Genomic DNA, 12241 nt, shown 5'->3' with positions numbered 1-12241 from the left:
CGTGTCACGCTGTCCCGCAGCGGCTGCGGAGGAGTTCCACACCGTCGCCTTCGAGATCGTCGCAGTACGTCGCGCGCCCGGTCATGGCCATCACCAGGGCCAGGGTGCGGCCGGACACGAGAGGCCCGGAACCGGTCGCGAAGGGGCCGTCATCGGCTGCGAGTCTCAGGCCGGCGATGCGTCCCTTGGCAACGACCACGAGGTCTGAGCCCTGGTAGTACTCGGCCGTCTCCGTGACGGCCCCGATCGGGTAGTCGCGGCGGATGCCCAGCGGGCGCCGGATGTCTTCTCCATGCACGATCGTCTCGCCCAGCATGGCGATGGCGGGCAAGGGGGGCTTGGTCGTGCTCGGGACGATGCGCCGGAACCGTTCAAGGGTCTCGCCCGGGGTCGCGCCGAGCTGCTCGGCCAGCCGCATGGCCACCTGCTTGTCGAAGTCGAACCGGCAACGGATCACACCCGCCAGCCAGCTCACGGTGTTGAGGCTCGCGCCCGCGGTCAGGTGCGCCAGTACCTCACGCACCGACAAACCGGCGCACAGCGATGGCTTCGCCCACTGCTCGTCCGTCAGACCTGCGAGATCGGCCGCCAGCGCCGCTCGCTCGGTGCGGATCAAGGGCCAGACCCCGGTCTCGCGATTGCGGTCCGCTGTCAGTGCCGGATCAGTCATAGGGGCTGGACTCCTGTCGAGGATCGTGATCTGCGTTGCCTCCGGCGCGGACAGCGGACGTCCGGCAGGGGCGTTCTCGAAGGAGACTCTCGCTCCGGAGCAAAGTCATCGCCCGTGAGCGATCTTTTCCGCCTCAGCTCACCACCCGGTTGACCAGTTGGTCACGGACGCGCGCCGGGATCTCGGGGGCGAACCGCTGGAGGTAGGCGTCCAGGTGCCGGTCGGCGCCGACCAGGAAAGGCAGGTCGAAGACGAGCAGCCGGCGCACCGCGAGCAGCGGAACCGGTGCCCGCAGCGGGCGGAAGTCCTCGTTCCACAGGCCTGGTTCGTCGCACACGGGATGGAACTGGCCGATCATCAGCCCGTCCGCGACGAACGTGTCCTTCGCCGCCCGCTGCACCTCGTCCAGCTCGGTCGAGTCCGCCGGGTCGAGCCCCGGCAGCAGCATCAGTACCGTCAGCAGCTCGCGGTCCTCCTCGCCGAGGTCCGCCGCGAGCCGCTCGTACCAGTGCCGCAGCCCCGCCACCGCCTCCGCCGGCGTGCCGCCGTCCCGGGCGGGCAGGGCCAGCAGGAACAGGCCCTTGCGCAACGACGGCTGGGTGTAGGGGCACACCGGGCCGGTACGGCCCAGCTCGGGGTGGCCCGACACCAGCACCCGGCGGCTCCAGTCGAGGACCCGGCGCAGCTCCGGCAGGTGGCGGTGCGCCACCCGGCCGGCGTCGATCTCCTCCGGCGACCAGATCAGCAGCCGCTCGTCGCCCCTCACCGCGCCTCCCGCCACATCGGCCGCAAGGAGGGGCCGCCGCCGGGCAGCACGATGTCCTCGCCGAGCCGCTCGAAGCCGAGGCGCCGGCAGGTGGCCTCCCCGCCCGGTGAGCTGGCCTCGGCGTACGTACCGCACCCCGCCGCGTCGGCCCGTGCCACCACGTGCTCCAGCAGCGTCACCATCAGCCCGCGCCGCCGCGCCGACGGCCGTACCGCGCCGAAGGAGACGTAGTAGTGCGGCCGGCCGGCCGGGTGCCGCGCGGCCTGGAGGGCACTGATCGTCGCCAGCGCGGCGGCGTCGTCGCCCAGGGCCGCGCCGAACCGCCCCTGGAGCTCGGCCCCGCGCGCCTCCGTCTCCTCCCACGCGCCGGGCGGCAGGAACAGCAGGACGGCGTCGCGGTCCTCATCGGTGAGCACCCCGCCGTACGCGTACGACAGGTCGAGGAACACACGGAAGAAACCGGGCAGGACCCGCGCCCGGCGCCGGGCGTCCGGGGTGATCCAGCGGGTCAGCGGATCGTCGAGGAAGGCGCCGGCCAGCAGCGCGGCCAGCTCGTCGGTGTCGGCCTCCGACGCCGGGCGTACCACGCCGCGCGCCGCAGGAACCGGGATGGAGGACAAGGGAGCACCCTTCACGAGTCGTCATCGGGTGGCGAGCTGCTCGACCCGGGCGTGCAGCCGGTCGAGGTACAGCTCCGCCTCGGGTTTGATCAGCACGCTGCGCATCACCCGGGCCGCGTCGGCGTCCCGGACGATCCCGGGATGGCGCCGCGCGAACGCCCCGGCGTCCGCGCGCAGCACGCTCAGGAACACCGGGTCCTCCGGCGCGTGCATCCCGTCGCGCAGCAACCGCTCGGAGGCGGCGTCGACGGCGGACAGGGACCAGGGGCGCGCGGCGGGAACGTACGTCACGATGTCGAGGTCCGGCCGCTGGTACGGCTTCAGCGCCTCCGACGCGGCCAGCAGATCCGCCCAGCGCAGCGCGGCCCGGCGGCTCGCCGCGAGCATCCGGCCGAAGCCGTCCCGGGTCAGCGGCAGAAGCTGGAGCGTCAGCCACAGCCCGGCCGCGGCCGCACCGGCCCGCGAGCACTCCAGGCTGATCTCGCCCAGGTGCAGCTCGGAGTCGGTGAAGTAGGTGTACGGGGAGTCGTGCGCGAAGTGCCGGCCGGCCCGCGGGTCGTTGAACAGCACCGCGCCGCAGCCGTACGGCTGGAGGCCGTGCTTGTGCGGGTCGACCACCACCGAGTCGCACGCCCCGATCGCCCGCCACGGGCGTACGTCGATGCCCTCGGGCTCGTCCGAGAGGCCGAGCAGCGCGTAGAAGCCGCCGTACGCCGCGTCGACGTGGACGCGCGCCCCGTGGCGGCGGGCCAGCGGAAGCACCTCGTGCACCGGGTCGACCGCGCCCAGGCCCGTCGTCCCGGTGGTCACCACGACCGTGCCGACCCGGCCGGACGCCAGGAGCGGCTCCAGCGCACCGGGGTCGATCCGGCCGTGGCCGTCCACCGGCACCCGGTGTCCCTCCACGCCGAGGACGTGGCACATCCGCTCGTGCGTGTAGTGGCATTCGGAGCTGTACGCGATGCCGCGGTCCGGGTGCGACTGGCGGGCGACGTAGAGCGCCTCCAGGTTCGCCATCGTGCCGCTGGTCGTCAGGTGGCCCAGGGGAGCGGCCATGCCGACCATCGCGCCGAGGGCCGCCACGCACTCGCGCTCCATCTCGGTGGTGGCGGGACCGCCTTCGGCGGCGTGGTTGTTGGGGTTGAACAGCATCGCCGTCGTATAGCCGACGACGGCCGCCGGATGCGGCGGCTTGACCATCTGGCCCGCGTAACGCGGATGGAAGAAGGGGTAGTTGTCGTCGAGGCGCTTGGCGAACCGCTCGAAGACCGGGGCGAAGTCGGCGTCACCGACCCGGTGCGAGGGATGCGGCTCGAACGGTCCGAACCGCTCGCCGAAGCGCTCGATCACATCCACCGCGCGCGGAAGCCAGTAGCGAAGATCCACGGGAGTGCCTTCCGGAACGGCGCATCTGTCACCGCAGGTATACGGAGGCCCCCGCAACAGCCGCGCAACCAGCGCCGTTCGAGCCCGGCACGAGGCGCCCCTGCTGCACTCGGCGCGTGACAGCCGACTTCGACGCGACGACGAGCACGACGGCCCGGACGGTCACGCGGATCTGGACCACGGAACTGGGCGTACCCGCCCTCGACCCCGACGTCTGGCTCTCCCACGCGGGCGCGACCTCGGCCCACGCCCTCCGCGCCCACCGCGCCCTGCGCGCCGCCCTCGGCCGCGACATCCCCCTCCCCGCCCTCTTCCGCCACCCCACGATCCGCTCCCTCACCGCCTACCTGACCAACCCGGGCCCGTGACCTCTCACTCCGCTACCCCCGAAAGGCGGGCCGTCGTTCCCACGGGAGGCGCACCTGTTGCCCTTGCCAGCGGGCGGATCACGGCCGCCGGTTTCGGAACCCTCGGCCCCACCACCTCGACCTCCGGATCACGTTCCGGCCAGGGCGCCGGCGGCCATGCCGGTGAAGGGCGGTCCGGCATCAGCGATTCGATTCTGCCCCTGCCCTGGCGATGAGCTGCGGCCGATCAAGCCACCGTGTCAAGGTCCGCACCGAGCCGGCGAGCCGTGCTCGGGCCGGGTTCACACGCGAGATGGCCGCTCTTTCGCCCAGAGCGGCCTTGATGGTTGATGGTGTCGGCAGAGGCAGCTAGGGCCTGTCTCCCTGATCCGTGCGCATTTGGTTCGCGTGGTTCGCCTGTCCGGTGCAGGGTGCAGTTATGGATCAAGTAGAGGTATTGCTCATCGGAGGGCGCGCTGGCGCCGGCAAGACGACGGTGGGATGGGAGGTTTCGGCACGTCTGCGTGCGGCGATGGTTGCTCACTGTGTGATCGAGGGGGACTTCATGGGGCAGGCCCATCCCGCTCCGGAGGGTGACCCTCGCCGAAGGAAGATCGCCGAGCGCAACTTGGCGGCGCTCTGGTCGAACTACGCCGAGCTCGGGTACCGCCGGTTGGTCTACACGCACACGGTGAGCGTTCTGGCTGAGAACGAGGGCATGTTCCGGCAGGCCATGGGGGCGAATGTCAGGATCGTGCGGGTGGTGCTCACGGCGTCCGATGCCACCGCTCGTGAGCGGTTGACTCGCCGGGAGCTGGGCTCGGAGCTGGGGCAGGAATTGGAAGGCAGTGCCTGCAAGGCGCGGATTCTGCAGGAGCAGGCGCCCCTGGATACGGTGCGGGTGGCGACCGACGGACGGTCCGTGGTCGACATAGCGCGCGAGGTCGTGAGTGCCACCGGATGGCTGGCGGACGTCTCCGGGTAGGTTCCTTGCTGCTCAGAGGCGGGTCCAGATGAGCCAGATGAGGATGGCGGCGACGTGGAGTGCGGCCTGGTAGGCGATGGCGAGCTTGTCCGTTCGCATGGCCCGGCCGCGCCACTGTTTGAGCTGGTTGACGCATCGCTCGTCTGCGTTGCGCTGCTTGTACACCTTGGCATCGAACGCCGGTGGGCGACCGCCGGCGCGGCCTCGCCGCAGACGGTGACCGACCTGGTCGGACGGCTGAGGAATGACAGCACGGATACTCCGCCGACGAAGATGGGTCCGGATCGCCCGGGACAAACAGGCGCGGTCGGCCAGGACGGCGTCCGGCCGGGTTCTCGGTCTTCCCGGCCCGCTTTGCGGGACAAGGATGCCTGTTATGACGGTCTCGAAGGCTGGTGCGTCGCCTGCCTGACCTGCAGTGAGACGGAGGGCCAAGGGCCGTGCACGGCTGTAGCGGGCGAGGTGGATCTTCGTGCTCAGGCCGCCGCGGGAGCGGCCGAGGCCATGGTCGTCGGGTTCGTCCCTGTCCGGCGCCCCCTTTTCCTGGCTCCGGCGGCATGCTGGTGGGCCCCGGCAGACGGTGAAGTCCACCGACACTGTCCAGCGGATGTCGTCAGCGTCGTCAGCAGCGGACCGAGGCAAGGATCCGTTCCCAAGTGCCGTTAACGGCCCGCCTGAGCAGCCGTTTGTGCGCGGTCGTTGAACGAACCCAGCTCGTCCGGCAGGTCCCGGCCAGGGCAAGCAGGTGCGGTACTGCCAGGCAATGGCCTAAAGGGTGCGGCGGTGATCGGCCCACCGCCGCCCACGCACTGGATCAGCCGGCCTCAGCGGCTTGATCTGGTCCCACATCGCATCAGTGATCGCTAACCGGACAGACAGATCCGATCAACTGACCAACCCATCAAAGAGACACGCTCTAGCGACGCCGATCCGTGCGGCGCAGTGCAACGATGGGAACAGGGGGAAGTGTGTCGGGCGTAAGGGAGCTTCTCAAGGGCTCTCCATGCTGAGCCAGCGCATTTCGAAGTTTGTCCAAATACTCCCTTCGGATACGGGCTGATCCGTCGGCGATACCGATGCGTGCCACCTCGACAAATTCCGGTTTGCCGAAATAGGTGTAGGAAATTCCTGGATCGAAATCCCCGTGACAGGTGATCGATCTTGCTCTGCGTCGCTCGTAGTTCCCCTCGCGCACATCAAGTTTGGCAAGTACTCGACTGTCGACCCTCAGTACAAGTCCTTCGACTGAGCTGCCGGGATCAAGCTGGATTGTGGGGTAGAGGACTTTGATGGGGGGCTCGCTCGTATCGGTATGGCTGAGATAAACGACTGGTCGGCTTTGATCCGTGTTGTCCGTTGCGACTTCCCATGATCGCTTGTAGCCGTCCAGGCGTGCAAGCTGGTAGTCAAGGCCAGGGGCTGGGTCTCTCCCCAGCAGCTCGCGAATATCATTCACGTCTACCAGGGAGCCATAGATGAAGACCGACATCCTTGCGGTGTCCTCGAATGTGTCCCAGCCCCTCGACGTGACGGATCCATCGGTCTCGTCAACGTCAACCGATCCGAATCTTCCAAGTTGCACATGGTCGTAGTCCAGGGGGTACCATTTGTCGTCAAATACATCCACTCCCACCCCGCTAACCTTACCAAGGGCTCGAACAAGCAATTTTGGTCTGTTCTCGGAGCGGATCGCGTGGCCTTGAATATGGTCGATTCGGCCTTGGTTCAGAGGGGCGTCCAGCGGGATCCAAAGGGTGAAGGGAACGCCGTGCGAGGACTCTGGCCAGGCGCGCTCTAGTGTTCGGCAACCGTCGGCTCCCAGTACTTTCAGTTGGACGGTGACAACGGACTTGCTTCCGTCCGTTGGGGAGGTCGCCCAATAGCGTAGATATGCCCGACATGTTAGGTCGGCGATCGTCAGGCGCTGAAGGCGCTTATAGAAGCGCGCAGCGATGACGGAGTCGGCACTGCCTTCGTGGCTTTCGCGGAAACCTTCCGGGCCGGCCTCGGCAGCAAGGCAAACGCTGAGAGTGCGCCGCCACTGGAATGTTTCAATCGTAAAAATTCGCACAAATGCCATGGCAAGAAAAATGGCTGGCAGTAGTACGCCGATCATGGCGGAAATCGCAGCAAGGGCACTGTGGATAATATTATCTTCGTCGGCAGGGAAGTTGCCCTGACCCAGGATTGCCTGAAGGGACGCGAGCGAGTCGTGCAGGAGGCGCAGCGACTGTTTACCGGTCAGCGCACGTAGAACGGCCAACGTAATGGCGACGAGGCACAGGGCGCCCAGCAGTATTCCGATGAGAGCAGCAGCAGACCGGGCCGCGATCCACCAGCGGAATGACGGATCATGGATGGGATGCTTGATCCGGCGGGCCACCTGGTACCTCCGTGCTTTGACAAGGGGGTTATGGGGCAGGTCTGGGAGGGCCCCGATTGAGGTATTCCCACGGCTGCGAACCTTGACCATCTATCCACCTCTTGGCCTAGGGCCCGTGCCTTACGTGGTGAGGCACGGAGACGCAAGCAGCCAAATGCACGGATTCGGCTCATGGTGCGGGCTGAGTATGCGACCTCCCGACATGCCACGAGACCGTGCATTCGATCACCCGTCTGCGGTGAATTAAACGGTGGGCTGGATTCGATCATTTGCGTAAGCCGTACACGGATGTGCTCGCCGTGTAGCCGTCTTCCCGGCGTCGAGCGGCCACTCCGAGCCCCGACCGGCGAAGGGGCTGCCCCGCCACCGAACCCGCCAGAGCGGGCCGCGCGCCCCCGCCGGCCGCTCGACCCGACCACGAGTCGGGGTTGCTGCACTCGCTGGGTGCGCCCGCCCGCGGTGGGCGGGCGGTCCAGAACCAGGAGGACGCCATGGTCACCCGACGCAGCCTGCTCGGCGCCGCCCTCGCCACCACCGGCGCCGGGCTGTTCACCGGAGCCGCACTGACCCCCCTGCTCGCCGCCGGGGGCGCACGCGCCACGGTCCCGGGCCCGACGGCGGCCGCCGCCGCCGTGGAGCCCTTCCGGGTGCCGCTGCCCATACCGCCGGTCCTCGCGCCCGTCTCGACCACGGGCGGCACCGACACCTACGCCATCACCATGCGGCGCACCCGCAAGGAGATCCTGCCCGGCCTCCAGACGGAGGTCCTCACCTACAACGGGCACTTCCCCGGCCCCACCATCAGAGCCAGATCCGGCCGCCCCGTCGTCGTGCGGCACCGCAACGCCCTCGACATGCCGGCCTCCGTCCACCTGCACGGCGCCTCCGTGCCGCCCGAGAGCGACGGCGCCCCGATGGACACGTTCGCGCCCGGCGCGACCCGCACCTACACCTACCCCAACCGTCAGCCGCACGCGTCGCTCTGGTACCACGACCACGCGCACCACATGGAATCCGAGCACGTCTACCGGGGGCTTTCCGGCTCGTACCTGCTCACCGACGGCACCGAGCAGGCCCTGCCGCTGCCCTCCGGCGCGTACGACATCCCGATCGCGCTGCGCGACGCCCGCTTCGACGAGGCCGGGCAGCTCGTGTACGTCATGGACGACGCGCTCGGCCGGACGACGCTGCTCGCCAACGGCAAGCCGTACCCCTACCTGGAGGTCGCCGCCCGCAAGTACCGCTTCCGCCTCCTCAACTCCTCCAACCTCCGCTTCTTCTGGCTGCGGCTCGCCGACGGCGGCGAGATCACCCAGATCGGCTCCGACGGCGGCCTGCTGCCCCGCCCGCACACCACCGACGCGCTGTGGCTCTCACCGGCCGAACGGGCCGACGTCGTCATCGACTTCTCCCGCTACCCGGTCGGCACGCAGCTCGTGCTGGAGAACACCGTCGGCCCCGGCACCCCCGAACAGACCGGCCGCGTCCTCCGCTTCGACGTCGTCCGCACCGCCTCCGACCCCAGCCGCGTGCCCTCCGTGCTGCGCACCCTGCCGCCGCTGCCGGAGGCCACCGGCCGGCGCACCGTCGAGCTGCGCATGGACGAGGACGGCAGCGCCGCGCCCAAGGGGTACATCGACGGCAAGGTCTACGACCCGGACCGCGTCGACGCCGCCGTACGCCACGGCAGCAGCGAGATATGGACGATCACCAACCCCAACACGGTCATGCCGCACAACTTCCACCTGCACCTGGTGCAGTTCCGGGTCCTGGAACGCAACGGGCAGGCGCCCGACCCGTCCGAGTCGGGGCTCAAGGACACGGTCCGGCTCCTGCCGGGCGAGACGGTCAGGGTCCAGGCGACGTTCGACACCTACCGGGGCACGTACGTGTACCACTGCCACCTGCTGGACCACTCCGCCATGGGGATGATGGCCCAGCTCAGGATCGCCTGACCGTACGTCGCAACAGGGTGGCGGCCAGCAGCGCGAACCCCGCGAAGACCGCGCCGGTCAGGAAACCCCCGGCCATCCCCCCGGTCTGCGCCGTCACCGCCACCAGCGCGGCCAGCCCGATCGAACCGCCCACGCTCTGGAGCGAGTTCAGCACGGCCGCCGCCGCACCGGCCTCGTCACGTGCAAGGCCCGACGTGGCGAGAACGGTCGGCGGCAGCACGCAACACGCCATGCCGGCCCCCAGCAGCACCAGCGCCGGCAGCACACCCGAGGCGTACGCGGCCGACGCACCGAGTGCAGCCAGCCACAGGTTCCCGGCGACCAGCAGCGACGCACCGCCCGCCATCAGCCGCTTCGCGCCGAACCGCCGCTCCAGGCGCACCGCGGCGCCCGCCGTGGCGGCCATCGTCACCGGCAGCGGCAGCAGCGCGCACGCCGTCGCCAGCGCCGACCACCCGTGCCGGCCCTGGAAGAACTGGTTGAGGAAGAAGTACGTACCGATCAGCGCACCCGGCACCGCGAGCGTGGCCGCGTAGGCGAGGACGCGGTCACGGTCGCCGAACAGCTTCGGCACCACGATGGGCTGCTCGGCCCGCCGCTCGATCGCCGCGAACACCACCAGCAGCCCCGCGCCCGCGCCCACGCACCCCACGACGGCCGGGTCGCTCCACGGCCGCTCGGCGGCCTGCGCCAGCCCGTACACGAGCGACGCGGCACCCAGCGCCGACACCAGCGCCCCCGCCAGGTCGAACCGGCCCCGGCTGCGCGCCGTCTCCTCGATCACGAACGGCGCGAGCAGCAGGATCACCAGCCCGACCGGCACGTCCAGGTACAGCACCCAGCGCCACGAGCTGAGCGAGGTGAGCGCGCCCGCGAGCAGCAGCCCGCCGGCCGTCGACACCGCGCCCACCGCCGTACAGACGGCGATCGCCCGCTTGCGGGGCGCGCCCTCGGCGAACATGCTCAGCACCAGCGCGAGCCCGCTGGGCGCCGCCAGCGCCGCCCCGACGCCCTGCACCGCCCGCACCGCCACCAGGAACTCACCCGACGGCGCCAGCCCGCGCAGCGCCGCGGCCGCCGTGAACAGCCCCACGCCCGCGAGGAACACCTTGCGGCGGCCCAGGATGTCGCCGGCGCGGCCGCCGAGCAGCAGCAGCCCGCCGAAGGCCAGCAGGTAGGCGTTGACGACCCACGACGCGCCGACGGCCGACAGGCCGAGCCCTTCGCGCATCCCGGGCAGCGCGATGTTCACGATCGGGTCGTCGAGCTGGATCATCGCGTTGCACAGGGCGATTACCGCCAGGGCGACCCCGGGGCGGGCACGGCGCCGCGCCTCGGCGAACGGCACGGGAGGCACCGGCGCGGGAGCCACCGGCGCGGGAACCGCCCGCGCGGGAGGCACCGGTTGGGGAGCCACCGGCGCGGGAACCGCCCGCGACACCGGCTGCTGCGACACGTGCACGGACATGACGGGGCCTCCACGGGGTGCTCGGAACTGGGGACCGGGACTCGGGACTCGGGACCCGGCGTCCGGAACGTCGCGGCGACGCTCTCAGGCCCGGCTGGAGAACCCGTCGAGGCCGGGTCGCCCGTGCGTGCACGACCGCTCGGGACGGCCTGGCCGGGCGCCGCGCGGCGCACCTATGATCCCCACGCCCGCACGCACCACGCCCGCACGCCGCGCGAGCCACCCGAGTCCACAGTGAGGACGCCACGATGACCGCCAGCTCCCCGTACTCGTCGTCTCCCGCACAGCCGGCGCCGCCGGCGCCGCCGTCCCGGACGAGCCGCACGGGCAGGGCGGCCGGTCCGCTGCTGCTGGTGTCGCTCGTCACCATGGGGCTGATGGCCGGCGTGTTCTTCGCCTTCGACGTGTCGGTCATGCCGGGCCTCGCCCGCACCGACGACCGGCTGTACGTGGAGGCGATGCAGAACTTCAACCAGGCGATCGACACCAGCGGCCTGTTCGTCCTCGCCTTCCTCGGCGCGTTCGCCGCGACGACGGCCGCCGCCGTCATCGAGTACCGCAAGGGCCGCCGGTCGGCCGCCCTGTGGGCCGGTATCGCCGGGGCCCTCTACCTCGTGGCGCTGCTCATCACCTTCACCGTCAACATCCCCCTCAACAACGAGCTCGCCGCCCTCGGCGACCCGGCCAAGGCCCACGACTTCGGCGTCGTCGACAAGTTCAAGGGCGTGTGGGAGTCCACCAACATCATGCGCACCCTGCTGTGCACGGCCGCGCTGGGCTGCCTCGCCCACTGCCTGAAGCTGCACGGCCGGGCCACGCCCGCACGCTGACGCGCCCCGGGTGACGGCGCCCACTATGCTGGACTGCTTCGAACGAAGTACTCCACCCGAAGTGGCACCGTCTCCCGGAGACCCCATGCGACAGAACCCGGAACGCCGGACGGCACTGCTCGACGCGGCCATCGAGGTCCTCGCCCGCGAGGGCTCGCGCGGGCTGACGCTGCGCGCCGTCGACGCCGAGGCCCGGGTGCCCGTCGGCACCTCCTCCAACTACTTCGCCAACCGGGGCGAACTGCTGCGGCAGATCATGGGGCGTACGTACGAGCGGCTGACGCCCGACCCGGCCGAGCTCGCCCGGACCATGACCGCCCCCCGGTCCCCCGAACTGGTGGCGCTCCTGCTGCGCCAGGTCCACCAGCGCATGGAGGCGGACCGCAGCAGCTACCTCGCCATGCTGGAGCTGCGCCTGGAGGGCACCCGCCGCCCCGAACTGGGCGCCGAGCTCAACGAGATCTTCCGCACGGAGCTGGAGAACAACATCCGCTTCCACCTGGAGGCGGGCCTGCCCGGCGACCGCGTGGCCGTCATCCTGCTGTACCTCGCGGTGCACGGCATGATCGTGGACGACCTCACGGTGCCCGACGTCCTCGCCGGCACGGCGGGTGAACTCACCGACGAGCTGTGCCGGCGCCTCCTCGGCGGCGCCGCACCAGGCGCCTCCTAGCAGGGCTCCAGGCGGCCCGGCCAGGCTGGAGCCATGGGAGCCATGGACCGCGCCAGAGCCACCGAGTCGGGACTGCCCATTGAGCCGGTGTACGGGCCGGACGCGCTCAGCGGGTGGGACCCCGATGAGAAACTGGGCGAACCGGGTTCGTACCCCTT

At 70.3% G+C, this 12241-nt stretch carries 12 protein-coding genes; 5 read left to right on the top strand and 7 right to left on the bottom strand.

Translation table 11 applies throughout. From position 1 onward, the window contains the following. Positions 1-4: 4 nt before the first annotated feature. From ACZ46W_RS32140 to ACZ46W_RS32125, 4 genes are all read right to left on the bottom strand, one after another. A complete protein-coding gene (locus tag ACZ46W_RS32140) occupies positions 5-670 on the bottom strand; it encodes a maleylpyruvate isomerase family mycothiol-dependent enzyme (protein ID WP_468345313.1) in 666 nt (221 codons plus the stop codon). A gap of 133 nt (positions 671-803) precedes the next feature. After that, on the bottom strand, positions 804-1436 hold the full coding sequence (locus tag ACZ46W_RS32135; RefSeq protein WP_468345310.1) for a DUF6875 domain-containing protein: 633 nt from the start codon (positions 1434-1436) through the stop codon (positions 804-806). Then, complete coding sequence (locus ACZ46W_RS32130; protein ID WP_468345307.1) at positions 1433-2056, bottom strand: GNAT family N-acetyltransferase; 624 nt, start codon at positions 2054-2056, stop codon at positions 1433-1435. Before ACZ46W_RS32130 ends, ACZ46W_RS32135 begins: the two co-directional genes overlap by 4 nt. Positions 2057-2077: 21 nt before the next feature. Then, positions 2078-3442: a pyridoxal phosphate-dependent decarboxylase family protein gene (locus tag ACZ46W_RS32125; protein ID WP_468345304.1), complete on the bottom strand. Its 1365-nt coding sequence runs from the start codon at positions 3440-3442 to the stop codon at positions 2078-2080. A 116-nt stretch (positions 3443-3558) separates the two neighbouring features. Here ACZ46W_RS32125 and ACZ46W_RS32120 point away from each other — a divergent pair, with 116 nt between their 5' ends. After that, positions 3559-3810, top strand: a complete 252-nt coding sequence (locus tag ACZ46W_RS32120; protein ID WP_468345301.1) for an acyl carrier protein — start codon at positions 3559-3561, stop codon at positions 3808-3810. A 418-nt stretch (positions 3811-4228) separates the two neighbouring features. Then, positions 4229-4774: an AAA family ATPase gene (locus ACZ46W_RS32115; protein ID WP_468345298.1), complete on the top strand. Its 546-nt coding sequence runs from the start codon at positions 4229-4231 to the stop codon at positions 4772-4774. Between the two features lie 12 nt (positions 4775-4786). Here the strand turns inward: ACZ46W_RS32115 and ACZ46W_RS32110 are convergent, their stop codons facing one another. After that, positions 4787-5365, bottom strand: a complete 579-nt coding sequence (locus ACZ46W_RS32110; protein ID WP_468345295.1) for an IS5 family transposase — start codon at positions 5363-5365, stop codon at positions 4787-4789. A 325-nt stretch (positions 5366-5690) separates the two neighbouring features. After that, positions 5691-7157 (bottom strand): gamma-glutamylcyclotransferase family protein, encoded by a 1467-nt coding sequence (locus tag ACZ46W_RS32105; protein WP_468345292.1) that lies wholly within the window; start codon positions 7155-7157, stop codon positions 5691-5693. A gap of 491 nt (positions 7158-7648) precedes the next feature. On the opposite strand from ACZ46W_RS32105, the gene ACZ46W_RS32100 reads away from it, so the two are divergent. After that, entirely contained in the window at positions 7649-9112 is a 1464-nt protein-coding gene (locus ACZ46W_RS32100) for a multicopper oxidase family protein (RefSeq protein ID WP_468345289.1), read from the top strand. On the opposite strand, the gene ACZ46W_RS32095 is transcribed toward ACZ46W_RS32100, so the two are convergent. Then, complete coding sequence (locus tag ACZ46W_RS32095; RefSeq protein ID WP_468345286.1) at positions 9099-10580, bottom strand: MFS transporter; 1482 nt, start codon at positions 10578-10580, stop codon at positions 9099-9101. The genes ACZ46W_RS32100 and ACZ46W_RS32095 overlap by 14 nt on opposite strands. 248 nt (positions 10581-10828) lie before the next feature. Here ACZ46W_RS32095 and ACZ46W_RS32090 point away from each other — a divergent pair, with 248 nt between their 5' ends. Together ACZ46W_RS32090 and ACZ46W_RS32085 are read left to right on the top strand one after the other, a co-directional pair. Then, positions 10829-11410, top strand: a complete 582-nt coding sequence (locus ACZ46W_RS32090; protein ID WP_468345282.1) for an anthrone oxygenase family protein — start codon at positions 10829-10831, stop codon at positions 11408-11410. A gap of 85 nt (positions 11411-11495) precedes the next feature. Next, a complete protein-coding gene (locus ACZ46W_RS32085) occupies positions 11496-12083 on the top strand; it encodes a TetR/AcrR family transcriptional regulator (protein ID WP_468345279.1) in 588 nt (195 codons plus the stop codon). The last annotated feature ends 158 nt before the right edge of the window (positions 12084-12241 follow it).

This window comes from Streptomyces sp. NPDC031064 (assembly GCF_055570965.1).
The sequence above is the reverse complement of the archived record's forward strand: the minus strand, read 5'-3'. Positions and strand labels throughout refer to the sequence as shown.

Excerpts from the sequence above, each read along its gene's own strand:
- ACZ46W_RS32140 (WP_468345313.1), bottom strand. The coding sequence starts at position 670 with ATGACTGATCCGGCACTGACAGCGGACCGCAATCGCGAGACCGGGGTC.
- ACZ46W_RS32115 (WP_468345298.1), top strand. The coding sequence starts at position 4,229 with ATGGATCAAGTAGAGGTATTGCTCATCGGAGGGCGCGCTGGCGCCGGC.
- ACZ46W_RS32100 (WP_468345289.1), top strand. The coding sequence starts at position 7,649 with ATGGTCACCCGACGCAGCCTGCTCGGCGCCGCCCTCGCCACCACCGGC.
- ACZ46W_RS32095 (WP_468345286.1), bottom strand. The coding sequence starts at position 10,580 with ATGTCCGTGCACGTGTCGCAGCAGCCGGTGTCGCGGGCGGTTCCCGCG.
- ACZ46W_RS32090 (WP_468345282.1), top strand. The coding sequence starts at position 10,829 with ATGACCGCCAGCTCCCCGTACTCGTCGTCTCCCGCACAGCCGGCGCCG.
- ACZ46W_RS32085 (WP_468345279.1), top strand. The coding sequence starts at position 11,496 with ATGCGACAGAACCCGGAACGCCGGACGGCACTGCTCGACGCGGCCATC.